The organism is Ferrimonas sp. YFM, assembly GCF_030296015.1.
Taxonomy (GTDB): domain Bacteria; phylum Pseudomonadota; class Gammaproteobacteria; order Enterobacterales; family Shewanellaceae; genus Ferrimonas.
Map to the genome: position 1 here is coordinate 3,100,932 of NZ_AP027368.1, position 23,199 is coordinate 3,124,130.

The 23,199-nt window shown below is 55.9% G+C and carries 18 protein-coding genes; 5 read left to right on the forward strand and 13 right to left on the reverse strand.

The genetic code is table 11. The features are described 5' to 3' along the window. Positions 1 to 93: 93 nt before the first annotated feature. A complete protein-coding gene (locus QUE41_RS14555) occupies positions 94 to 1,071 on the forward strand; it encodes a transposase (RefSeq protein ID WP_286339733.1) in 978 nt (325 codons plus the stop codon). 697 nt (positions 1,072 to 1,768) lie between these two features. Here QUE41_RS14555 and QUE41_RS14560 read toward each other — a convergent pair. The 12 genes from QUE41_RS14560 to QUE41_RS14615 all read right to left on the reverse strand — a co-directional run bounded on the left by QUE41_RS14560 (position 1,769) and on the right by QUE41_RS14615 (position 18,883). After that, entirely contained in the window at positions 1,769 to 2,803 is a 1,035-nt protein-coding gene (locus tag QUE41_RS14560) for an IS630 family transposase (protein WP_286339588.1), read from the reverse strand. Between the two features lie 211 nt (positions 2,804 to 3,014). Continuing rightward, entirely contained in the window at positions 3,015 to 3,833 is an 819-nt protein-coding gene (locus tag QUE41_RS14565) for a hypothetical protein (RefSeq protein WP_286339734.1), read from the reverse strand. Positions 3,834 to 3,841: 8 nt separating this feature from the next. After that, complete coding sequence (locus QUE41_RS14570) at positions 3,842 to 4,861, reverse strand: hypothetical protein (RefSeq protein ID WP_286339735.1); 1,020 nt, start codon at positions 4,859 to 4,861, stop codon at positions 3,842 to 3,844. Positions 4,862 to 5,007: 146 nt separating this feature from the next. Beyond that, complete coding sequence (locus QUE41_RS14575) at positions 5,008 to 6,318, reverse strand: hypothetical protein (protein ID WP_286339736.1); 1,311 nt, start codon at positions 6,316 to 6,318, stop codon at positions 5,008 to 5,010. Between the two features lie 413 nt (positions 6,319 to 6,731). After that, positions 6,732 to 8,492 (reverse strand): sugar phosphorylase, encoded by a 1,761-nt coding sequence (locus tag QUE41_RS14580; RefSeq protein WP_286339737.1) that lies wholly within the window; start codon positions 8,490 to 8,492, stop codon positions 6,732 to 6,734. 1 nt (position 8,493) lies between these two features. Continuing rightward, a complete protein-coding gene (locus tag QUE41_RS14585) occupies positions 8,494 to 9,693 on the reverse strand; it encodes a glycosyltransferase family protein (protein ID WP_286339738.1) in 1,200 nt (399 codons plus the stop codon). Positions 9,694 to 9,798: 105 nt separating this feature from the next. Further along, complete coding sequence (locus QUE41_RS14590; protein WP_286339739.1) at positions 9,799 to 10,659, reverse strand: HAD-IIB family hydrolase; 861 nt, start codon at positions 10,657 to 10,659, stop codon at positions 9,799 to 9,801. Between the two features lie 553 nt (positions 10,660 to 11,212). Further along, positions 11,213 to 12,061 (reverse strand): DUF7281 domain-containing protein, encoded by an 849-nt coding sequence (locus QUE41_RS14595; RefSeq protein WP_286339740.1) that lies wholly within the window; start codon positions 12,059 to 12,061, stop codon positions 11,213 to 11,215. Between the two features lie 70 nt (positions 12,062 to 12,131). After that, a complete protein-coding gene (locus QUE41_RS14600; RefSeq protein WP_286339741.1) occupies positions 12,132 to 13,376 on the reverse strand; it encodes a hypothetical protein in 1,245 nt (414 codons plus the stop codon). After that, positions 13,376 to 14,005: a condensin complex protein MksE gene (locus QUE41_RS14605; protein WP_286339742.1), complete on the reverse strand. Its 630-nt coding sequence runs from the start codon at positions 14,003 to 14,005 to the stop codon at positions 13,376 to 13,378. The genes QUE41_RS14600 and QUE41_RS14605 overlap by 1 nt, the downstream gene beginning before the upstream one ends. Continuing rightward, positions 14,002 to 17,715, reverse strand: coding sequence for an ATP-binding protein (locus tag QUE41_RS14610; protein WP_286339743.1), 3,714 nt, complete (start codon positions 17,713 to 17,715; stop codon positions 14,002 to 14,004). The genes QUE41_RS14605 and QUE41_RS14610 overlap by 4 nt, the downstream gene beginning before the upstream one ends. Positions 17,716 to 17,971: 256 nt before the next feature. Then, positions 17,972 to 18,883 carry a LysR family transcriptional regulator gene (locus QUE41_RS14615; RefSeq protein ID WP_286339744.1) on the reverse strand — a complete coding sequence of 304 codons (912 nt, stop codon included), beginning with the start codon at positions 18,881 to 18,883 and terminating at the stop codon, positions 17,972 to 17,974. 162 nt (positions 18,884 to 19,045) lie between these two features. Between QUE41_RS14615 and QUE41_RS14620 the strand changes: the two genes are divergently transcribed. The 3 genes from QUE41_RS14620 to QUE41_RS14630 are packed head-to-tail and all read left to right on the forward strand — an operon-like array spanning position 19,046 to position 21,307. Further along, positions 19,046 to 19,495 carry a DoxX family protein gene (locus QUE41_RS14620; RefSeq protein WP_286339745.1) on the forward strand — a complete coding sequence of 150 codons (450 nt, stop codon included), beginning with the start codon at positions 19,046 to 19,048 and terminating at the stop codon, positions 19,493 to 19,495. A 52-nt stretch (positions 19,496 to 19,547) separates the two neighbouring features. Continuing rightward, a complete protein-coding gene (locus tag QUE41_RS14625; protein ID WP_286339746.1) occupies positions 19,548 to 20,495 on the forward strand; it encodes a glutathione S-transferase family protein in 948 nt (315 codons plus the stop codon). A 14-nt stretch (positions 20,496 to 20,509) separates the two neighbouring features. Next, positions 20,510 to 21,307 (forward strand): DODA-type extradiol aromatic ring-opening family dioxygenase, encoded by a 798-nt coding sequence (locus QUE41_RS14630; RefSeq protein ID WP_286339747.1) that lies wholly within the window; start codon positions 20,510 to 20,512, stop codon positions 21,305 to 21,307. A 19-nt stretch (positions 21,308 to 21,326) separates the two neighbouring features. Here the strand turns inward: QUE41_RS14630 and QUE41_RS14635 are convergent, their stop codons facing one another. Next, positions 21,327 to 21,923, reverse strand: a complete 597-nt coding sequence (locus tag QUE41_RS14635; protein WP_286339748.1) for a DJ-1/PfpI family protein — start codon at positions 21,921 to 21,923, stop codon at positions 21,327 to 21,329. 558 nt (positions 21,924 to 22,481) lie between these two features. Between QUE41_RS14635 and QUE41_RS14640 the strand changes: the two genes are divergently transcribed. Continuing rightward, positions 22,482 to 23,198, forward strand: a complete 717-nt coding sequence (locus tag QUE41_RS14640; RefSeq protein WP_286339749.1) for a 4Fe-4S dicluster domain-containing protein — start codon at positions 22,482 to 22,484, stop codon at positions 23,196 to 23,198. Position 23,199: the final 1 nt, after the last annotated feature.

Below are 23,199 nucleotides of genomic sequence, written 5' to 3' on the forward strand. Positions count from 1 at the left end.
CATGACACAGCGCCCCATAGGTGGACACCCATCCTAACAACTGATGCCACACCAGCGTCTATCCTTAGTTTTCATTCTCATGGAGCGAGAACGATGCCTAAGGCCAGGAAACAACAAATCAGCTTGGACGATACCCGCTACTATCACTGCGTCAGCCGCTGTGTTCGGCGTGCCTTCCTCTGTGGCCATGACCCCTACACCGGAAAAAGCTATGAACACCGTAGAGACTGGGTGCAGGAAAGACTGCTGTCGCTGACAAAGGTTTATGCCATCGAAGTCATCGCCTTTGCCGTCATGAGCAATCACACTCACACGGTGTTTTACGTCAATATTGAAAAGGCCAACAGCTGGAGTGATTTAGAGGTCATCGAGCGCTGGCACCTGCTATTCACTGGCAACGCCATGACTCGTCGCTATTTGATAGAGGAAGAACGTGATGAGATGGAGAGTTGGGAGCAGCACCAGGTGGAGCAACTGGTGACGCTATACCGCCAGCGATTGACTGACATCAGCTGGTTTATGCGGACTCTGAACGAATTCATCGCCCGTAAAGCCAACAAGGAAGACAACTGCAGCGGTCGATTCTGGGAGGGCAGATTCAAGTCACAAGCGCTGTTGGATGAGCAGGCCCTGCTCTCCTGTATGACTTATGTCGACCTCAATCCCATCAGAGCCAATATGGCTGACACCCCAGAGCAGTCAGACCATACCTCTATCCAACTGCGCATACGGGCAGCATTAGCCGGCAAACAGCCATATAGACTCAAAGCGTTTGATGTTGAAGATATCGAGAACTGTACCCTGCCCTGCCACCTCAATGATTATCTTGAGTTGGTGGAGTTCACAGGCAGAGCCATTCGACAAGACAAAGCAGGACATATGGCCAAAGGCACTGCCGACTTGCTCACCAGGTTGAACATAGAACTCGACAACTGGATGGAGCTCACCCAAGGGTTCGAATACCAGTTCCACCACCTAGCAGGTCGAGAACACAGCATGCGCAACTGCCGCCAAGCTGATCAACTAAAGCGAATACGGGGCTCAACCAACGCCAAACGATTACTCGCCTAAACGTTAGCTATAAGCCCACATTCATGTCGACCACTGAGCGCTCGACGGCCTTACAATGCCTGTCGCACAGAAAACATAGCAAAGCCACATTTCCAGACGACTTCACTACCAGACACCTCGCAAACCAAACCTAAAAACCTCGAACTTCAATCGGTCAATTCAAAGTGATTTTCCACTTTGCTTAACATGGGTGTCTTTGTATCCCTGCCTCCCGGATTGTAGACGGACCGCCCGCGCCCCTACTCAAAAAAAGGCCATACACACTGAATCAAAAATGCTCCTTGCTCATTGAAGCAGGAGCATTTTGGGCTTCATATAGCAGGCCCCCTCTTAGCATGGGTGTCCATGTAAGCATCATTAGCATGGGTGTCCATGTAAGTACTTGTATCCCTGCCTCCCGGATTGTAGACGGACCGCCCGCGCCCCTACTCAAAAAAAGGCCATACACACTGAATCAAAAATGCTCCTTGCTCATTGAAGCAGGAGCATTTTGGGCTTCAGATAGCAGGCCCCCTCTTAGCATGGGTGTCCATGTAAGCATCATTAGCATGGGTGTCCATGTAAGTAAGTACTTACCGAAGCAAAATGAACGCCCCAATAGCATGGGTGTCTTTGTCTTTCCTCAGTATCTATTGCCAGGCCCTTTCGCTATCAGGAATGCAGCAAACCGCACCTGTTAACCACTAAATAGCTGATCCTAATTGTGCTCCACTTTCAACAGTCCATGGTCTCCACCGGGATAAGGTGATGCATTGTCCATGAAGTACCGGACTCGTTTCAGCAACTGCCACATGGCTTTGCACTGATGATTGCGGGTGACTGTCTCATGGAGCGCATGCCAGAGCTTTTCGATCTTGTTGACCCATGGTGAGTAAACCGGCTGAAACAGCAAAATGAACTTCGGGTTTCTGGCCAACCAGCGCAGTGTTTTCTTGCTCTTGTGGATGATGTAATTGTCCACGATAAGCGTGATGGTTTTGGCCCTTCGATATTGGCGTTTTAGCCGTTGCAGCATCGATAGGAACAGGTTTGAGTCTTTGCTGGTGCTGGCGACATAGGACACTCGACCTGTTTTCGCATGCAGTGCGCCAGCCAGATAGTGTTTAGCATTTTGCCCTGGCGTTGCCACCTTCTTCTGCTTACCTCGTGGCATCCAGTCTGACCCCAACTTGGGGTTCAAATGGATGTCCACTTCGTCCTCGTAGAACACCGGATGATCTGTACAGCATCTTTCCAGCGCCTGCTTTATACGGGCCAACTTGGCGTCCCTATCGGGGTCTCTGATATGCAGTGTTGGCGCTACTCTGCGCCAGACAATGCCCATCCTGGGCAACCAACGACGAATGGTAGACGCATGCACGTTTAAGCCCATAATCCGGTTAATCTCAATAGCCATCAGCTCTGTGCTCCAACGTGACCGCTGGTAACCGATATCTTGGGGAGAGATTTGAATCAACGCCTCTAAAACAACCTTGATTTGCTGGTATGGCTGTGTGGCAACCCGGCCCCGGTTCATCGACTCAAGGCCCTCAAGACCACACTGGGTATACCACTGAATCCAACGGTTGATAGAGGAACGACCAGCCGCCATCATCCGCGAGACTTCGGTGACGTTGTAGCCGTTAGCCAGGAGCAGGATGGCATTGAGCCTGCGACAGTGATCTCTGTCGTTGGTTTTATGCATTTTTTGGATGATACGGCGTCGCTCTGCGCGGTCTGGAAGTGTTAGCATTGCGGGACTCGGTTCGTTTTGGTGGCTGTTTGGTTTGGCGATTGATCAGATCGCCAAAACGCAACCGAGTTCCCTTCCTACTCTACATCCCAGTGATCTACATTTCGGAACAGTTATTTAGATTCAGCTAGGCCAACCGAAGCAAAATGAACGCCCCGGTAGCATGGGTGTCTTGTATCTATTGTTGTATCTACCTTTTGTATCTACCTGTCTATGTAACTTCCGACCTTTCGTTTATCTTTTTTTTCATATGTTTTATCTGATTGAATGCATCTCCAGTCATATAAATGGTGATATTATTCTCTTCTATCTCTGTTAGGGGACGCCAGAACCTTCTGTCATTGGATACCAACTCTAAAACGATTTCATTGTCTACAGTAAAAGCAACTCGTTCAACTATTTTCGCAGGTTCTTCTTCACATTCATTCTCTCCATACCAACGAATAGACGTCATAATGCTATGATAGACATTGTATATGAAAGACTTGCACATCATTAATATAAGTACAAAAAAGGCCTGCAATAAAGAAAGAGTAAGGCATAGATAAAGCTTGTAAGCAGATTCTCCGAAGATAACAATTGTTGATGTCTTTTCAGGTATCTCCGTTTTAAGAAACAATGAATACAAGTAAGTAATCATAACAATCGATATTATATCAACAACAACCTTGATGAAAACACAATGACTGCTCTTTAAATGGCTAATTTCATAATTTTCATCTTGAAACTTTGACATTGAATATTGAAATTCTTTATCTGACAAAGTGGAGTATATAGAATAACCTGCGAGAATGAAGCCCACAATGGAAACAGACCATCCAATTATATTGCCTGAAACTTCTTGGATTTCACTGGATATATACGAAACGCTGCCATTTGAATTTAGGTTAAACCATACCATCAACATGAAAGAACAAGCAAATGCGACTTTTGTATCCGTGCTCGTCTTTATCACCCTTAAAAGTTTATAAAGCTTCCAAAAGTTACTCTCAGATGTCAATTCATACAGTTCATCATTTTGACTGTTCATGACTATCCCTAATTTATCATTTCTCTTATATAATTAAGTTTATCTCTGACACTTTTTAAATTTGCAATCCTTGGCGCCCTAACAACGCCTCCTTTAATTAATTCCAAGAAAGACTCGTAAGTTTGCTTTACAAGCACTCTTGGAGAGTCATTTATTTCACTAATTGCTCTTGTCAGTTTAAATTCCTCATGCGTACCGGTCAGCTTGTCATTATTTATATCTCTCCCTGACATTCTGATCAATATATTACCATCATTAACGGCCTCTTTAGAAAGGTCTGCAACTTCATCATGAGGTAAAGTCTTCTTGCTTTTTGAAAACTCAACTTTAGATTTTGGGTGCCCAAATTTTTTATTTTCTTTTCTCCATGACTTAAAGAAATCATTACAGTCATATTCACTGTTTGGCATCACCAACTTCAAAGTTAATTTGTCTATAGATTTCATCCCCTTGATGAATTCATCAATATCAGCATCAGACGACAATGGAATAACCTCTATATCTGGCCTTGGATAAGACGCCTCTAAATCGCGTTTTTTAGTCACCTTATAATTACCACCCCTTTCTAGTCTCAGGCTCCTCTGGCGATGAAATTCATCATCTATATAACTCTTTATTTCATCATTTATGAACCTTTCAATAGTCGCTTTAAAGTTATCCATTGTGGGTGCATCTTTTTGTTCCTTTATGAAAAATATGCGATGCTCTTTCAAGGACAACATAAATATTGATGACGGCGAATTCTGGATGCTAAGACTATCATCAATCAACTCACTACCTTTAAGAACCTGCTCTCTTTCTAAGATTGTGTCTTTGACTATTCTGCCATATATAAATGGTAACTTTTCACCATTTATATCAACCTCAATCAGCTGAACTCCATTAAATAACCACCTAGAATCACCATGATTTCTAACATGATTATTCATGAACGCCGGGTGAACAAACTGTAAATATCTATCTAGCAACTTTAGCTCGCCAAAGTGACAAACAAAGTTCCAGAACTCAACGTTATAATTTTTTTTCATTTTACTATCTGCAACAAGTTAGTTATTTAGAAACAAATCCCATCAAGAGCTTCACCTTGTAAAGGATAAAAGCACTTCTTCATGGCAATACAAACACGATAAAAAACCTTAATTAAACTAATAGGGTGGGATATGGATAGTTCACCTTAACATTCTATACAATCAACTGGATTAACTATGTCATCTGACGCATCATCCAAATTGGCATATTTCAAATAAAAGTAAAATGTAGAATCAATTACTTTCAGCATTCTAGTGTTAGAGTCATATGCCAAAACAGGAGGGTTAATTCCCTTTGAACTCTGGAGCTCACCTAATTTTTTCAAAGCAGAAGTTAACTGAGCTCCCTTTAAATCGCCTGATCGATGATGTATCACCCGAATTTTTTGCATCAAAGTATCTTTGCTGACCCCGCCATTAATACCTTCAAAACCTAAACCAAGTAATGCAATGACAATATAATAAGGCATAAAAAATGGTAAAGGTGTTTCGCTTTGTATCTTTGAACCTGTTCCCGCGGCAATAGCCTCCAAGTTTCTTAGATGACGACCAGAATAATACTCCGTTTTATCAGATATAGCTAACTCAACACAATGTAAATCATCAATTACGGTTAATCCATGCTGCTTTTCAGTTACTCCTGAAAAACGAACAGTTCCTTTTAATAGCTCTTGGTAAACACCCACACTATTAAATGATGAATCAATACATTTTTGGACGACACGTTCGGAAATAGAAACGTTAAGCTCCGGCTCACCTTTTTTTGCAATTGCAACAAAATCATCTTTCGACCATGGCTCTACAGGAACTTCAACTATTCTGTCCTGTAAATCTCCATTAAATTGTGACATACGATTGGCTTCTTTCCAAACACCTAGTATGACAATTTTTACTTTTAGATCTTGAAACGCCCTCAAATCATAAGCGAATTGTCGTTGCATATTCTCATTCAAATAATGAAAATTTTCTAGAATAACTACCTTTTTACAGCCAGCCCTGTGAATTAAAGAGGCGACATCGTTAGGCAAAGCAAGATTGAACTCAATTTCTTCATATTCATCGGTCCTACTTCTCTGCGATTTTTCAGAAATATCCGATGAAACCCCGGCCTTACCAAACATCGCAATGGTTGCTTGAATCTGTGCTTTTATACCAGTCCTTGTTTCTCTTCCCGTCCCCTCTGTAAATGAAGTTCTTACAGATACTCCAGCCTCTCTAAGCATTGACTTATATATGTCTTCCATCGTAAACTTTGGAGATAAGCTCACAACTATATTTTCTTCATACTTTACATATTTAGAAACTAAAGCTGTCTTTCCTTGTTTAGATGCACCATAGACTACAACTTGCTTATCGGTTCTAAGTGCATCAAGCAACTTAGCATCTACATGCTCTCTTTCAATATAAGATTTTATGTGTTTACCACTAACACCAAAAACATCTTCCAAATGGGTCAACTCCAACTCCCTTTATTAATCTTTTACGCCTAAAAATTCAAATTTATAAGAGGGCTCCACTTGAGAAGAAAAATATATTGCCCTCTTTCAGTAACCTAACTCTCTAGAGTGATATAGCACCCACTAACCCACAACTCATTGATTCAAAACCGTAACCATATTCACCCTCTCAAAGCGCCGACACAGCTCCGCCCATGCCTTCCCGGGTAACCAGCCTCGAACCCACATTGAATCGATTTGTAGATGTCCCAAACTACCTCTCTAAGCATCAGAAAAGTATGGCCAATCTCTCACAATCACTAGAGAGTTTTGCCATAGATGACTGTTCTACTGTGAAAAATCCGAAATGAGGTCGCAATGGACCCAAGAAGGGCTGTGACTCTGAGGGGACAAGAGGCGCCGAAGCGCCCCTGTTATCGCGCTTTGTTGGTCAGCCACACCACCTGATAGGGCGCCAGCTCTATCTCGCCGTGCAGATCGGTGTATTCCTCATCGCTGAGCAGATCCCACCAGGTGTCGGTGCCGATGAGGTTGAGGCTGGAGAGGCGCAGAGGCTGGGGCTGGTTGGTGACATTGGCCACGGCGAACACACTCTGATCTCTGAGCTTGCTCTGACGCCAGAGGCCGAAGAGTTCGTCGCGCAGGTGCAGCACAAACTGGGTGGCACTGGGGTGGAAAGCCGCCTGCTGCTGGCGCATGCGCACCAATTGAGTCAGGCGAACAAACACCTGATGGTGGTGACTGTTCGCGTCCTCCAGCAGAGGCTCCAGTTCGTCCACGTCCCAGCAGTGGCGATTGATGCTGCGGTTGTTGCCGGTGTTGCGCACCTTGGCGTGGTCATTTTTGGTGGCCAGCAGGCTGTGGATGTAGATGGCGGGCAGCCCTTCCAGGGCCAGCATGATGGCGTGGATGCACAGGAATCGCTCCTGCTGATACTCATCGCTGCCCTCTAGGGTGCCCTTCATGGCATCGAACAGGGAGATGTTGATCTCATAGGGGCGCAGGCCCTGATTGCCGAGGCTGCGCCAGGAGATGCGCGCCCCGAACGACTCCATGGTGGTGGCGATGTCGGCAATCTGCTTGTCATCCAGCAGGCCCTCCACCGGCCTGAGGCCAATCCCGTCGTGGGAGGCGATGAAGTTGAGGTAGGTGGTGCCCAACTGGGCCGGCGGCATGCTCATCTGCCACAGCTTAAGGGCATTGCAGTCGCCGGTGAGCATGGTGTGCAGCAGCAGCGGCGGCAGGGAGAAGTTGTAGATGGCATGGGCTTCGTTGCCGTTGCCGAAGTAGGCCAGGTTCTCCCGGTTGGGGATGTTGGTCTCGGTGACCAGCAAGATCTTGGGGTCGTAGAAGTTCACCAGGGTGCGCAGCAGACGGATAATCTCATGGGTCTGAGGCAGGTTAAGGCAGTTGGTGCCCAGCTCCTTCCACAGGAAGGCCACCGCATCCAGGCGGAAGATGGTCACCCCCTGACTGAGGTAGAGGGCGATGATCTTCACCATCTCCACCAGCACTTGGGGGTTGGCGAAGTTGAGATCCACCTGATCGTGGCTGAAGGTGCACCACACATGGCGCTCGCCCTCGGCGGTGGTCACCGGCCTCAGCAGATCGCTGGTGCGGGGGCGCACCACCTGGTGGTAGTCGCCATTGGGGTCGGCGCTGATGAAGTAGTCCTTGCCCGGCGCCTCTCCCGCCTTGAACTGCTCGAACCAGCGGCTGCGACTGGAGCAGTGGTTGATCACCAGATCCGCCATCAACCGGCTGTCTGCGGCAATCTCCTGAATGTCCTGCCACTCACCCAGGTTGGGGTTGACCCTGGCGTAGTCGATGACGGAGAAGCCATCGTCGGAGCTGTAAGGGAAAAACGGCAGTATGTGCACCCCGGTGGCCAGCTTGGCCAAGTAGCGGTCCAGGAAGCGCTTGAGGGTGTGCAGCGGCACCTCCCCCTCGCGCTTAAGGCTGTCGCCATAGGTGATGACGATAAGGTCGGTCTCATCCCAGGGCTCTGCCCTGGCTTCCACCCCATCCACCCTGCCCTCGACGCCCAGGGCCTGCATCAGCTGCAACGCCAGGGCGCCGTGGTCGGTGTCCGGGTAGATGAGTTGCAGATGGTCCACCAACTGCTGATGCAAACTATCCAGGCTGCTGTGGGCCAGCAAATCGTCGCTCGACATATCAGGACCTCATAAACTCCCGGTGATCCTCCTCCACCGCTTCCACCAACTGCTCGAAGATGTCGGGGATGGCGCTGCGCACCCGGCTCCAGCTGGGAATAAAGGGTTTTTCCATGGGGTTGTCCAAGAAGTGTAGCCCGGCCTTGAGCACGTTCTCGGCAAACAGCTCCACCGACTCCTCCTCGCTGTGCACATCGAACTTGAGGCCGTTGATGGCGGCGTCGTTGCGGTAGGTCTCGATAAAATCCAGGGCGATGCGGTAATAGGTGGCCTTGATAGAGCGGAAAGTCTCGGTGGAAAATACCACCCCGTTGGTGGCCAGCTTGCGGAATATCGCCTTGCTGATGTCGATGGACATCTTGGACAGGCCGCCGCTGTCGTCGTGTTTGGATAGGTCCTGATGCTTGTGATCGTAGCAGTCGGCGATGTCCACCTGACACAGGCGGTTGGTGGCGTAGTTGCGCTTCATCTCCGACAACACGCCAATCTCCAGCCCCCAGTCGCTGGGGATGCGGATGTCGTTGATCACGTCGATGCGGAAGGAGAACTCCCCGGCCAGGGGGTATCGGAAAGAGTCGAGAAACTCCAGGTAATCCAGGTGCCCCAGAATCTTCTTGAGGGAGCGCAGCAGCGGAGTGACCAGCAAGCGGGTCACCCGACCGTTCATCTTGCCCTCAGCCACCCGGGCGTAGAACCCCTTGCAGAACTCGTAGTTGAAGGTGGGGTTGGCCACCGGATAGATCAGCCTGGCCAGCATGCTGCGGTCGTAGGTGAGGATGTCGCAGTCGTGCAGGGCCACGGATTCGGTTTTGCCCCGGGCCAGCACATAGCCCAGGCAGTACCAGACGTTGCGCCCCTTGCCCATCTCGGTAGGCGCCAGCCCTTCGGCCTTGAGCTTCTCATCGATGGCCCGCAATCTGGGGCCGTCGTTCCACAGCACCCTGTGGCTCTGGGGCAGGCGGTTAAAGAACTCCAGGGCGTGCTGATACTGGTCGCGGTCGGCCCGGTCCAGGCCAATGACGATCTCCTCCAGATAGGGCACCTGGGTCAGCTCCTGGACGATGTTATCCAGGGCCGGCCCCTGTAGCTCGCTGGGGCGGGATTTGCTGAACTGGGTCAGTTCGGTCTCCAGGTCATTGATGTCGCGGTCGGTCAGATTGTGCAGGGTGGTGATGATGCCGTTCTGATAAAAATCGCCCATGGTTCTCTCCCTTAGCCTTTCCCAATCAATGCTCTGGTCCGCTGGACACATTGCCTCTATCCCTCACTTAGCAAGTGTGATGCCAGCGCCTTTCGGGGCCGAGGCTCAGGGGAGCCGGTACTGGTCCAGCAGCAGGTTAATGGTGTCGTTCCACCCCTCTGGGCCACAGCGTTCGGTCACCTGGGTAACCGCCCGGGTGGCGTCGCTGAGGCTAGGGGGCGGATTGACCGGCGAGCGCACCAGCACCGGGAGATCCGCCAGCTCCAGCATGGCCACATCGTTGTCGCCATCCCCCAGGGCGATCACCTTGGGCAATTCGCCCCCTTCCATGGCCCAGTGGTGGGCGTAGGCTTGTCGCAGCGGTGCCAGACAACAGCCCTTGTCGCTGTGCCCAACTACGTGAAGGAAACGCCCACCCATCAGCAGTTTGAGCCCATAGCCCTCCACCGCCCGCCTGAGGGTCTTCAGATCGGCATTACTGCCCTGCCACAACAGGGGTTCGGAAAACTGCCTGTCCAGGGCCTGTGCGGCGCTGTCGCCATCCAGGCCGGTGAGGTCCATCAGGGTGGGGACATCCCAGTCGGCGAAGCCTTCCAGTTTGAGCCCGGTATCCCGGCGAATTTGCGCCAGGGCGGAGAGAATTTGCGCCCGATTTGCACCAAAAGCTTGCATGCGATAACCGGGCGCTGCACCAGAGTGGTGCTCGTCCATGGCCTGATGCAGGTCCACGTCCGGGGGCCAGAACAATGCGGCGCCGTTCTCCACCACATAAGGAGCGTGATTGTTCAATTGCGCCCGCAATGGCGCCAGCTCGGCGGCAGTCTTGCTGGTGTTGAGGATGACGGGAATGCCCAGGCTCTCCAGCCGCTCCAGGGCGGGCGCGGCAGCCTGAAAGCTGTAGTTGTGGTGATCCAGCAGGGTCCCGTCGAGATCGGTGATCACCAGCAGTTTGGGTGATTGGGCCATCCGTGTGCTCCTTAGCTCAGCAGAGGATGAGTATAGCTAAGCAAGGATTGGCCCAACGTGGGATTGTGGAAAAAGTGATCGTGGGGTTGGGAACGAGGAGCGGGCTTAAAGACTCTGGATAGCGGCGTGCGCCACAGTGACGCTCAGGTAAAACCAAAGTCACTGGATACCGGCGTGCGCCGGCATGACTGTGCTAAGGGAAGCCATAGGGGATTGAACCGGCTCCTTAGGAGTCGGCAAGGACAGGTAAAGACGAGGACGGTCAAGGTCAAAAGCGAAGACGCTGGATACCGGCGCCCTCCGGCATGACTGTACTAAGGGAGGCCATAGGGAATTGAGCCGGCTGCTTGCGAGCCTGCAGCTGCGAGTAAAGGCTAGGACGGTCAAGACCGAAGCCGAAGACAGTGGGTACCGGCGTTCGCCGGCATGGCTGTGCTAAGGGAAGCCATAGCGTATTGAGCCGGTTGCTTGCGAGTCTGCAGCGGCGTATAAGGCCGACAGCTAAAACGCTGGGTTGCTCCCTTCGCCCCAATGACAGAAAGGGCGGCTGGAGTTAGCTCAGGTCCACCAACTCCAGGGGGACTTGGTGACCCAACAGATGTTCCTGGGTGCGTGTCTGTTTGTGCCAGTCCATTACCATCAATGCGCTCAATAATGGCCCTGGCAGCCCAGATGTAAACAGGCGACGAGCTTGGGCCTCCTGAGCAAACCAGCGTAGCTCGGGTCCCTCAATGCCCTGCCAGTCAGGGGACAGAAGGGTCTGCCACTGCTCTGGGGCTGGCAGCAACAATTGCTCGGCACCACTGGACAGGCCGATGTCCAACCCGGCTGGATCGAAATCACCGAAATAGACTAAAGGCAACCTGCCCTTAAAGGCCCGAAAGCACTGATAGGCGGCGTTGGTCTGCTTGTCGGCGGACGCGTCTCCCCGATAGAGAAACAGCGCATTGTGCAAACATTCAGGCAGCTTCAGGCGAGTCAGCTCCGTCATCAGCGCCAGGTTCTCTACCAGCACCAGATGGGTGTGACCCAAACGGTCGCCCATCTGGAGAAGTGAGCGCCAATTGACCTGCTGACCGGCCTGTTCAAAGGGCGGCAGCGGCGTGGCCGCGCCATCGATATGCCAATGGGACAGAGGGCGACACAACACCAACTCCTCGCCCACGGCCCTGGCACCACTCTTCTCGTCATTGCGGCTCAATGCAAAATTATTGCGACTGTCCGCCTCGGTGATGAAGTCGCCCTGGCAGGGATCACCAAAGCCATCTCGCATCAGCTCGTCGCGCAAGGCACTCAAATGGTCCCGGCTGATATAGAGTTTCGCCCGGGCGCGGCCATCGCCCTGCAGCTCACCAAAACCGTAGTCTCGATGCAATCGACTCGCCAAGACGCCAAAGGCCACTCTTCTCTCCTGCCACGGACGCAGGAACCATTTAGATAGAGTGATTCTCTCCTTAACGCTGAAAGTCACGTCAAGCCACCTTGATGGTCACGTCGCTGTAGGTGAAGTTGTTGTTGGTGCCGGGCACCAGCTGCTCCTCCATCTCCAGGGCGATGATGCTCTGCTGCTGGGGCGCCAGCTTGCAGTAGTAGCCGAACACCAGCTCAATCCACAGCTGAGGATCAATTTCATGGCTGTCCTTGAGCCAGGCGGGCTGCTGGGTCTGCCAGTGCTCCAGGGCGGAGAGGCCGTGGTCGGCGAGCACCGCCTGCTCGAAGAAGTGCTCCACCTCGTCCAGTACCCAGTCGCTGAGGTAGGCGAGAATCTCCAGCTCTTCGCTCTCGACGCTGACGCCGTCCCTGTCGCCCACCATGGGGGTGGAGGGGGCCTGGCGGCGCAGGTGCTGGACAATCTCCACCAGGTCCTGCTCGATGGCGCTGCTGCGCACATCCACCAAGCCGCCGGTGATCATGGCCGGCGCCAGTTTCAGCTCCTGGGGCAGTTCGGGGGCGAAGGGCAAGTCGTCGCGCACCTCGTATTCCGGGTGCTTGCGCAGGAAGCGGGCCATGCCACGCAGCTGGTTGGCCTGTTTCACCTGCCGGCGCAGGCGGAACAGGCTCTGGCGCATCTTCTCGATGACGTGGGCCAGGCGGCCCAGCACATTGCGGAACCAGTGAACGAAGCCGGTGATCTTGCGGGCAAACTCGGTGGGGGCACCGTCGAAGATCCACTGATAGCAGGTCTCCGGGTCAATCTGCTGCAGCTCGTTCAGCAGCTTCTGGGCATAGTCCAGCGCCTTCTGGTTCTCCCGCACCTTGGCGGTGAGGGTGGCCACAAAACCAAACTGACTGGAGATGGCGTAGTGCATGTTGTCCAGGCTGGTGTTGAGGCTGTCCTTGGCGTCGAACAGCAGGTCATCCAGCTGGTCCAGGTAGTGGTCGGCGTCGTCCATCTGACCACTGATGAGGGAGTCGCGATAGTCGATGATCACATCGTCCATGGCGTCGATCACCTTGCCCATGTCGGTAAGCTGGCGATAGCCGCTCTGCTGGCGCATCAGCTTGTTGAGCAATCGCTTCACGTCGGCGGTGAGGCGGTAGCTGCCGGGCTCGTCGTCGGGGCGCAGCAGCTTGGCCTTCTGCAGGTTCTTCAGCTGGCCCTCGTTGTCGCCGTCGCCACTGACGGCGCCGTAGACATAGGCCTCCGCCAGCAGCTCGTCCGCCTGCCCCATCTGTCGCAGCAGCGCCGCGACCTGATTGCTGTCGTAGAGGCTCATTACAGCAGCAGCTCCTCTTGGGGATCCTGCTCCTGCACCTCAGGCAGCTCCAACTTCTCGCTGTCGTTGAGGAACTCAATCAGCAGGTAGATGAGGTCGAAGCGGGCGGTGGCGTACCAGGTGTTGCTGCCCGGGGCGTGACGCACCAGATAGCCCATCTCCTCCAGCTTGGACAGCACGGTGCCCAGCTGATCACGGATCTCCACCCTGTTGGTCTTAAACGGAGGCATGGTGGTGAGGCGGCGCAGCTGCTCAGCCAGGGTCTGATCGTGTTCGAACGCCTCCAGCAGGGAGGTGAACTTGAGGCTGTCCTTGGCGTGCAGCGGCGCGTCGTTGCCGGTGGCCCGCAGCAGCATGTCCAGCCACTCCACCATGGGGCGGAAGTAGCTGCGCATGGAGCTGAACAGCTGGGTGATGCCCTTGCGGTTGCTGTCGTCCACCTTGTCGTAGCTGCAGTAGAAGGCGGCGGCGGTCTCAAAATGGGTCAGGCTGCGGTCCAGCTGGCTCAGGAACTCGTGCACCCGCTCGGCGTTGGCCGGGGCCTGCAGGTATTCAAACTCATCCGGGTAGGCGGTCTGACAGATCACCGCACCGGCCAGCAGCTTCTCGACGGTCTGTTTGAAGATCATTGGGCGGCCTCCTCGGTAGCGGCTTGGGTGCGTCCGGCCCGGGTGGCCAGCAGTTGTTCCAGCTTGGACAGCGGCACGTGGGCGCTGTAGATCTTGCTGTCCTTGAGCTTGTAGTGGGTCTTGTACAGGGCCAATACCTGACGGTCGGTGGAGGGCGACGCCGACAGCATCTGGATGTGGTTGTCGTCGAACATCCCCAGCAGCAGCTCGATGTTCTCCGCCGCCAGTTCACCCAGCTCATCCACCGGCAGGATCACCCGGCTGGGCACCTCGCCGTCGCCCCGCAGCATCCCCAGCAAGCCGGCGAACAGAGAGAGCATCGCCAGGTAGGAGAGACCGGTGGAGCTGACCTTCTTCAGCTGACGGGCGTTGCGGGCCCGCTTTACCTGGCCCTTCTCGGTGATGACAAACTCCAGGTCGAACAGGTCGTTGTGCTCCAGCTCCAGCCCTTCGGCAGGCAGCACCCGGGCCAGCTCACGCATGGCGCGGATCAGCTCTTCGGGGATCTCGGAGGAGCCTTCACGCAGCTGATCGCGGGACTGCTCGAAGCAGTCGGAGAAGCTGCGCAGGGGCTGCCAGTACTCCAGCTGCTCCAGCTTGGTGACGGTGCCGACGCTGATGTCTGCCAGCGCCTCAAACTTGGCCAGGGCGGTGACCCGCTCGGACAGCTGACGGCCCACGGACTTGATGCGGCGGTCGAAGTTCTCCAGGTGGCGGTAGAACTCATTGATCATGTTGGCATTAACAATCACCAACTGACCGGTGGACTTGGCCAGCTGGGCGGCACTCTGCAGCAAGTCGCCGATGGGGGTGCGGTACTTAAGGACGGTCTCGCAACCCTCGAATCTGTCGTTGTCCGCCACCAGTTGGGTCCAGGTGTCGAACAGGCTGCTCTTGCCGTGCTTGGTGCGCAGTACGTTGGAGAAGTGACTGATCTCCTTGGTGAGCTTGCGCTCCAGATGGCTGAAGCCCTCGTGGTTCTGCTCGATGAAACCGGGCAGCATCTCCGCCTGGTAGTTCTGCAGCTGGTCGTTGCGCACCGGCTCCAGCCCCAGGGGCTCGCAGACGGCGTTGACCCGCACCAGCCGGGCCAGCAGATCGTCGCTGCGCTCCTGCTGCTCCTTGTTGCGCTTGAGCACCGCCTTGTGTTCACTCAGCTGCTGGTCATGCTGATTGCGAGCATGCTCCAGCCTGGCCTTGGACTCGGACAGACGCTGCTGCAGCTCCAGCAGCTCGGCGGCCAAAGGCTCGCGCTGATTGTACTGGCTGGCGAGGAAGTGCTGGTACTCGCGGGCCTTCTGCTCGAACTCGGCGCAGCGGTCCAGGGCGGCCAGCAGCTCTTTGCGCTCCGCCATCCGCTTGTCCACCTCGCCATCCGGGTCGATCTTGTCCAGGGCCTGTTTCTGCTGCTTCTTGTAGTCGCGGCGACGCTCGCGCACGCTCTCCTGCAGCGACTCCAGCTGCTCGGTGAGGGTCTCCAGTTGGCTGTCGCGGTCGGTCTCCAGGATCAGGCGGCGCTCCAGGGCGGCATTGTGCAGCTCGTGCAGCTCCTCTTCCCCCTGCTCCTCCAGATGCTCCAGCTTGTGGTCTAGCTGCTCCAGCTGTTTGGAGAGTTGCTTATGCTCCTCATCCAGTCGGGTGGTGAGCTGCTTCACCGCCTCCTGGGCGTGCTGCTGCTGACGCTCCTGCTGCTGCTTGAGCTGGTCAATTTCGGCGGCGGCGCGGCGCTCCTGCTGCTGCAGCTGACCCAGTTGGGCCTGATGCTGCTCCAGCTGACGACCCAGCTGCTTCAGCAGTTCGTTGATCTGGTCAATCTGGCCCTGCTGTTCACGGCACTGCTGCTCCAGGGTCTCCAGACGCTGTTGCTGCTCCGCTTCGCTGCGGGCCAGGGGGTTGTTGTGTTGCAGCGGCGCCAGATCCAGGCCAACACCGTAGAGGTTGTCACTGCCCTCCCCTTTCCACTGGGGCGCCAGATCGGTACGGGCCAGCAGCTCGGGCGCGAGCAGGCAGCCGATGTTCTGTTTCCAGTCGCTGGCTTCACCGCGCTCCTCCAGAAAGGCCTGAAGTGAGCCTTCGGCCGGGTGCAGCTGCTGCTCCAGGGCCTGATACTGGGCCTTGAGCTCATCCAGGCGGCGCTGCTCATTGGTGAGGCGGTGCAGGTGCTGATCCCGCTGACGCTCCAATTGGGCGCCGTGCTGACGCTCGTCGGAGATAAGGCGCAGCAGCTCGTTGTGGCGCCCCTGGGCTTCTCCCAGAGACTGGGCGGTGGCCTGCAGTCCCTGGCTGAGCTCGGCTGGCAGCTGAGGGTTGGCGCGGTTTTCGGTGTTGATGCGCAGGTTGTGGCGCAGCTGCAGCTGCTGGTCCTTGATCTCCAGGCCCTGCTGATTGAGACGCTGCTCCATCTGGCGGCGGTTGGCCTGGTACTGCTGCTCCACCTCCGCCAGTTTGTCGGCGGCCTGCTGACGGATGGTGGCCATCTGCTGCTGCTTGTCGCCCTCGCCGCGGGCCAGCTCCAGATCCAACTTTCCGAGCAGCTCTTCGAACTTACGGGCCACCTTGGCGGTGTCCCCTTCGAAGCTCTCGATGATGCCGTTGACCTCTTTCAGGCGCTGACTGAAGGTGGCCTTCTCGTCGGCGCGCAGCTGATAGGAGGCGGCGTCATCGTCGTCGTATCTCTGTTTGTCGTCGTCCAGGCGCTCTATGGTCACCTGACGGGCGTGCACCAGATCGCTGTCGGCGGTGATGCTCTGCTTGAGCTCACCCTCCAGGGCGTCGAACGCCTTCTCCAGCTCCTTGATGTCGGCGCGGTGGCTGGCCTTCTCCGAGGAGAGTGCCGCCAGTTTGTCTTCCAGCTCGGTGCGCTGCTCGTCGCACAGGGCCAGCAGGTGGCGCAGCTGACCGAGGAACTCCTCCAGCTCGTTGAACTGACCCTGCCAGCGCTGAATCTTCTCGGCCACACCGTGCACTTCGCGGCTGGCCTGGATGTCACTGAGCCAACGGCCAATCTCATCCTTGTTCAGCTGCATCTGCTCCCGGGTCTCGCCGACCCGGCTGCGGGCCAGATAGTCGGCGGCGATGGCCACCAGCATCTTCTTTACCGCCTCGAAGTCCAGGTTCTTCTCGATGGTGCCGTTGACCACCTTGTCGATGTGGGGCATGGGCACCAGGCCGAAGCTGAACCGGCTCTGCAGCTGACGCACTTCGCTGGAGGCGCGGCCGCCGCGCAGGTTCTGAATCACCTGGCGGTACTTGTCCACCCCCAGGTAGTTGGAGCAGAAGGTGCCGTGGGCACGCTTGTAGTTGCGCTCCACCTCACCCACCTTGAACGGCTTATGGTCACTTCCGATGAAGTATTCCTGGCGGTAGGGGGCGTCGATCAGCTTGTAGTGGACGCTACGACCGTCGGAGGAGGCGATCATGCAGCACAGCTGGGGCTCGGCCAGGCCTGGGCGCTGGTACTCGTACACCAGCTTGCTGGACTCCCGGGGCAGGTAGTAGTTGGCGAAGTTCTTCGCCTGATCCACCTTGGAGACGATGTCGCCGGGGCGCATGCCGTAGAACAGCGGCAGCAGCCTCATCAATGAGGTTTTGCCGGCGCCGTTGGTTCCCTCGAGCTGGGTGTGGCCGTCGAAATCGATCTCATTGACCTTTCCCTTCCAGAAACTGTCGATGATGATGATGCGACGCAGTCGAAACGCCTCTTGACTCATAGGGATACCTTATCTCCGGGAGCGTGAAATTATTCGAAAAGGAAACGGCTTAGAGTACCTCAGCCATGGGCCAGCGACAATACACAACCCCCGCCAGCACTGGGTTTGAAGGCGCAACTGACTCTGTTTTGATCAGTTTGCGCTGAAGTCGGGCTTTTAGCGGCTTTGGAATCCACTGAGCCAGAGCCAAAAGCTGTGCCAATCCACAGTGGTCCACCACTGGCCGTCGACCTGGCTCAAGGCCGAATGGGCGCTGTCAGCCGCCGGTTTCCGCCAAGCCCAGATCCCAAACGGGCGGCGAGCCATAGTAACCGTCGATGAAGTCGATGAAGCTGCGCACCTTGCTGGCCAGTAGCTGACGGTGGGCGTACACCGCGTAGAGCCCCATGGGGGCGGGAGTATGTTCCGGCATCAGGGTCACCAGTCTGCCGTCGGCGATGGCCGGCCCGGCGATGAACGTGGGCTGCAGGGCGATGCCCGCCCCCTGAATCGCCGCTTCCACCAGCACATCACCATTGTTGCAGCTGATGCCGTGCTGCTGCACCAGGGACCCGGCCCCTCTGCCCAACAGCTGGCTGTCATCGCTGTAGCTGTACTTGAGATACTGATGGTCCGCCAGCGCCTCGGGGCTGTCTGGGGTGCCGTGAGCCGCCAGATAGCCGGGAGAGGCCACCCAGGCCAGATTGATGGGCGCAATCTTCCTGGCGATCAGCGAGGAGTCCTGCAGCTGGCCGATGCGCAGGGCGATGTCGAACCCCTCCTCGACAATATCTACCCGGCGGTCATTGAGGTGCAGGTCGATCTGCACCTGGGGATAGGCTTTGCGAAAGTCACCCAGCAGCCCGGCCATATGGCGGCTGGCAAAGGAGACCGGGGCACTGATGCGCAGCTGGCCCCTGGGACTGTGCTGCAGATCGCCGAGCTGGCTCTCCATCTCATCAATCTCCGCCAGCACCTGCTGTGCCCGCTGGTAATAGACCCGGCCCGCCTCGGTCAGGCTGACCCGGCGGGTGGTGCGGTTGAGCAGCCGGCTGCCCAGCCGCTGCTCCAGCTGGGACACGTATTTGCTCACCAGTTGCGGCGAGTGCCCCAGCCGCTCCGCCGCCCGGGTAAAGGCCCCCTCGTTCACCACCGATACGAAGGTGCGCATCGCCTCCAGTCTGTCCATCTGCCACCCCTTGCTTGATTCGGCCCACCAATTATCACCGTCATATTGATAATAATGCAACAACAACGCCATATATCATCACAATGGCGAGAGTTAAAGTGTTCCCAACGGTCGGGGCACACAGTCAGCCCCGTCACCCAGACCCAAACTGAGGAACAGATTATGAACAGCCACTTTGTGAAATCCCTTTTCGACTCCACCGCCGGCAACGCCGCCCTGATCCTGCGTGTTCCCACTGGCCTCATCCTGGCCGCCCACGGCGCTCAGAAGCTGTTTGGCTGGTTTGGCGGCTATGGCCTGGAGGGCACCGGCCAGTGGATGGCCAGCATCGGCCTGGCTCCAGGATACCTGATGGCGCTGATGGCCGGCAGTGCCGAGTTCTTCGGCGGCCTGGCCCTGGCGCTGGGGCTGCTGACCCGTCCCGCTGCCCTGGTGTCCGCCTTCACCATGCTAGTGGCCATGTTCAGCGTCCACATCGGCAACGGCCTGTTTATGAGCAACAACGGTTACGAGTATGCCCTGACACTGGCGGTGGTCAGCCTGGCACTGACCCTTCAAGGCGGCGGCCGGTTCGCCCTGGACAACCTGATTGCCCAGAAACTCAATCGCTGAAACCGATGACGACGGCGGGCCCGGCCCGCCTCACCCCCTTAAGGAGAGCACCATGTTGATTGACGGACGTTGGACAGAAGATTGGCAGCCGGTACAGAGCAAGGACGATGAGGGGCGTTTTATTCGCCAGACCTCCTCCTTCCGCCACTGGATAACCCCGGATGGCGCCCCCGGCCCCACAGGCAACGGAGGCTTCAAGGCCGAAGCCGGCCGTTATCACCTGTATGTGGCCTACATCTGCCCCTGGGCTTCCCGGGTGCTGATGACCCTGAAGCTGAAGGGGCTGGATAAGCTGATCAGCGTCAGCGTGGTCGACCCCAGGCTGAGCAACCAAGGCTGGCAGTTTGGCGGCTACCCAGGTGCCACCGAGGACGCTCTCCATGGCGCCCGCTACCTGCATCAGCTCTACACCCGGGCCGATAGCCAATTCACCGGCCGGGCCACGGTGCCGGTGTTGTGGGACAAGCGCACAGACACCCTGGTAAACAACGAGTCGGCAGACATCATCCGCATGCTCGGCAGTGCCTTCGATCACCTGACCGGCAACACCTTGAATCTCTACCCCCAGGCCCTGGCCGACGAGATAGACAGCCTGAGCAACCAGCTCTACACCGAGCTCAACAACGGCGTCTACCAGGCGGGATTTGCCTCCAGCCAACCGGCCTATGAGGAGGCATACCACAAGGTGTTTGCCATGTTCGACCAACTGGAAGCACGACTGGAGGATGGCCGGCCCTACCTGTTTGGCGACCGGCTCACCGAGTCTGACCTGCGCCTGTTTGTCACCCTGGTGCGCTTCGATGCCGCCTATTACGGCCTGTTCAAGTGCAACCGCAACCCCCTGAGTGCCATGCCCAGACTGCGAGACTACATGCTGCGAATCCTGGCACTGGAGGGGGTGGCCGACACCGTCAATCTGGACCACATCAAATCCGGTTACTACTCGGTCAAAGCCCTGAACCCCAACGGCATCGTGCCCCTGGGCCCACACTCATTGTAACCATGGAGCATCTCATGACCCGGCACTACAGCAGTTTCTATCTCTCCCACGGCGGCGGACCCATGCCGCTGCTGGGAGACCCCGGCCACCAGCAGATGGTGGACAGGCTGAAGGCGGTGGCGCAGACCATGGCCACGCCCTCGGCCATAGTTCTGGTCAGTGCCCACTGGGAGGCGGACAGGCCCAGCATCACCTCGGCGGCCTCACCCAGCCTCATCTACGACTACTACGGCTTCGAGGAGCGGGCCTACCAGATTCAGTATCCGGCCCCCGGGGCGCCCGAACTGGCCCTGGAGATCCACCAAAAGCTGCACCAGGCCGGGCTGTCACCACAACTGGATGAGCAGCGGGGTTTCGACCATGGCATGTTTGTGCCGCTGAGCATCCTGTTTCCCGAGGCCCCCCTCCCGGTGGTGCAGCTGTCCCTCAACAGTAATCTGGATGTAGCCCAGCACATCGAGATGGGCCGCGCCCTGAAGGGGTTGGGGGATGGCAAGGTGCTGGTGATCGGCTCCGGCTTCTCCTTTCACAACATGCGCGCCTTCTTCGCCCCGGATCAGGGCCAGGCCAACCAGGCCAATGCCGCCTTCGAGCGCTGGCTGATTGAGACCTGCACCAGTCCAAGGCTCAGTGAAGCCCAGCGACGAGAGCGGCTGATCCGCTGGGAGCAAGCCCCCGGGGCTCGCTTTTGCCACCCCAGGGAGGAGCACCTGCTGCCGCTGATGTTGTGTTACGGCGTCAATGAGTCTGCGGCCAGCGAGCACCATGAGCTGAAGATCCTCGGCAAGCGCGCCAGTTTCTACCTGTGGTAAGCGTCACCGTTGAGGCCGGTCAGAGAGGCTCGGGCACCGGGAAGCCCATCCCTTCGCAGATCCGCTCCAGGTTGGCTCTGGAGGTGAGCACCTCCGCCAGACGCAGGGCAACGGCCACCGCACTGGCCGGGTTTTGTGAGGTGATCAGCCGACTGTCTTCCACCAGGGGCTGATCGCACAACTGCGCCCCCATCTGCTTAAGCTGAGTCCGGCGCTTGTCACTGAACTGGTAGGTGGTGGCCCGGCGCCCCTCAAGCACTCCGGCCTTGGCCATGGGCAGGGCACCGACACAGACCGACGCCACCCAACGGTCGCTGTGGTGGAAGCGCCGAATCAACTGCAGCAGCCGCTCATCATAGGCATCCTCGTAGAACCCCGAACGGCTCATGCCGCCGGGAATGGCCAGGGCATCGAAGCTGTCCGGGTCTATCTCATCCAGCAGATACTGAGGCTCTATGGTGAAGTTCCAGGCACAGCGCACCTTAGGTCTCAGCCCCACGGTCACCAGCTCAACCGGTTCCAGCCCATAGGTGGTAGTCCAGCCGAACACATCGGTAAAGGCCGCCGCCTCCAGTTCCTCCAGCCCCTGACAGAGGAACAGCATCACTCTTTTCATCTTTGTTTCTCAGATTCAGTTCATTGCGTCAGTCTACTCATAGGTAAAAAGAAAAAACGGGAGTGAATGCACAAAAGAGACGGCGAATAAAATAGATGCCCAGCCTTCACACTGCATCTGACACTTATTGAGCACACATATAAAAACACCAAAGTAAGATTGGGGCTTAAATAGTATTCCCGCAAATCAAAAATTGCTTTTCCCATATCACTGCAATCTCTCCCCCGCCACAGGCGGATCGGATTTAAGTGCAATATAATCAATCACTTAATAAAAGCAATGGTCTTTGCCGGGTTTTAGAAAAAGCATTTCCCGCCCGGGTAAATTCAGCCTGAAATTCACAATTATAAAAATTCAAAATCTTGACGTGATGAGGCTCACACCATATTTAATTTCACCGGACATATACTAAATTCAACGAATGAATTAGACCCATTCATTCTACGTCCCTTAGAGAATTTTCTAAGAAACCAAACTATTTGTGCCTCTATATTAAATCGGCGCAACTGATCTCACATGCGAGTATTTCTCCTTAAGAAATACCATCAGGAGCGAACCATGTTAGATAGAAGATCGATACTGAAACTGATGGCAGGGGGAGCCCTGAGCGTCGGCTCCCTCTCCTTTATCTCCGCCGCCGACGCGGTGGCCGCCATCCGCGCCAAAGGTGGCAAGCATCTGGCCATGGTCGTCGACCTGCGTCGCTGCAATGGCTGTAAGGCCTGTGTGGTCTCCTGCGGTAACGAAAACGGCAGCCTGCCCAAGGAAAACCGAACCTCGGTCTACCAGGCCAGCTCAGAGGTTCAGGGCAAACCCTACGCCTTCAACCTGCCGCTGCTGTGCAACAACTGCGACAAGCCCAGCTGCGTCGAGATCTGCCCCACCGGTGCCACCTTCAAACGAAAGGAGGACGGCATCGTGGTGGTGGATTCCACCGAATGCATCGGCTGCGAGATGTGCATCGAGGCCTGTCCCTACGAGGGGGTCCGCTTCGTCAACTCCAACACTGGCACGGTGGATAAGTGCAACTTCTGTGTGCAGCGCACCTCCCGGGGCCTGCTGCCCGCCTGTGTCACCACCTGCACCGGTGGCGCCCGCATCTTCGGTGACATCAACGACAAGAGCAGCGAGATCGCCAAGATGCTGGAGCAGGAGAAGCCGCTGGTGCTCCAGGCGGCCAACAACACCCACCCCAATGTGTTCTACATCGGCCTGACCGAAGCGGAGAGCAACGCCCAATTCAGCCTGAAATTCCCCCAAGAGTGGCAGAGGTAAC

Bases quoted from the DNA above. Each gene is read 5' to 3' on its own strand.
- QUE41_RS14555 (WP_286339733.1), top strand. From the start codon at position 94: ATGCCTAAGGCCAGGAAACAACAAATCAGCTTGGACGATACCCGCTAC.
- QUE41_RS14560 (WP_286339588.1), bottom strand. From the start codon at position 2,803: ATGCTAACACTTCCAGACCGCGCAGAGCGACGCCGTATCATCCAAAAA.
- QUE41_RS14565 (WP_286339734.1), bottom strand. From the start codon at position 3,833: ATGAACAGTCAAAATGATGAACTGTATGAATTGACATCTGAGAGTAAC.
- QUE41_RS14570 (WP_286339735.1), bottom strand. From the start codon at position 4,861: ATGAAAAAAAATTATAACGTTGAGTTCTGGAACTTTGTTTGTCACTTT.
- QUE41_RS14580 (WP_286339737.1), bottom strand. From the start codon at position 8,492: ATGTCGAGCGACGATTTGCTGGCCCACAGCAGCCTGGATAGTTTGCAT.
- QUE41_RS14585 (WP_286339738.1), bottom strand. From the start codon at position 9,693: ATGGGCGATTTTTATCAGAACGGCATCATCACCACCCTGCACAATCTG.
- QUE41_RS14590 (WP_286339739.1), bottom strand. From the start codon at position 10,659: ATGGCCCAATCACCCAAACTGCTGGTGATCACCGATCTCGACGGGACC.
- QUE41_RS14600 (WP_286339741.1), bottom strand. From the start codon at position 13,376: ATGAGCCTCTACGACAGCAATCAGGTCGCGGCGCTGCTGCGACAGATG.
- QUE41_RS14605 (WP_286339742.1), bottom strand. From the start codon at position 14,005: ATGATCTTCAAACAGACCGTCGAGAAGCTGCTGGCCGGTGCGGTGATC.
- QUE41_RS14610 (WP_286339743.1), bottom strand. From the start codon at position 17,715: ATGAGTCAAGAGGCGTTTCGACTGCGTCGCATCATCATCATCGACAGT.
- QUE41_RS14615 (WP_286339744.1), bottom strand. From the start codon at position 18,883: ATGGACAGACTGGAGGCGATGCGCACCTTCGTATCGGTGGTGAACGAG.
- QUE41_RS14620 (WP_286339745.1), top strand. From the start codon at position 19,046: ATGAACAGCCACTTTGTGAAATCCCTTTTCGACTCCACCGCCGGCAAC.
- QUE41_RS14625 (WP_286339746.1), top strand. From the start codon at position 19,548: ATGTTGATTGACGGACGTTGGACAGAAGATTGGCAGCCGGTACAGAGC.
- QUE41_RS14630 (WP_286339747.1), top strand. From the start codon at position 20,510: ATGACCCGGCACTACAGCAGTTTCTATCTCTCCCACGGCGGCGGACCC.
- QUE41_RS14635 (WP_286339748.1), bottom strand. From the start codon at position 21,923: ATGAAAAGAGTGATGCTGTTCCTCTGTCAGGGGCTGGAGGAACTGGAG.
- QUE41_RS14640 (WP_286339749.1), top strand. From the start codon at position 22,482: ATGTTAGATAGAAGATCGATACTGAAACTGATGGCAGGGGGAGCCCTG.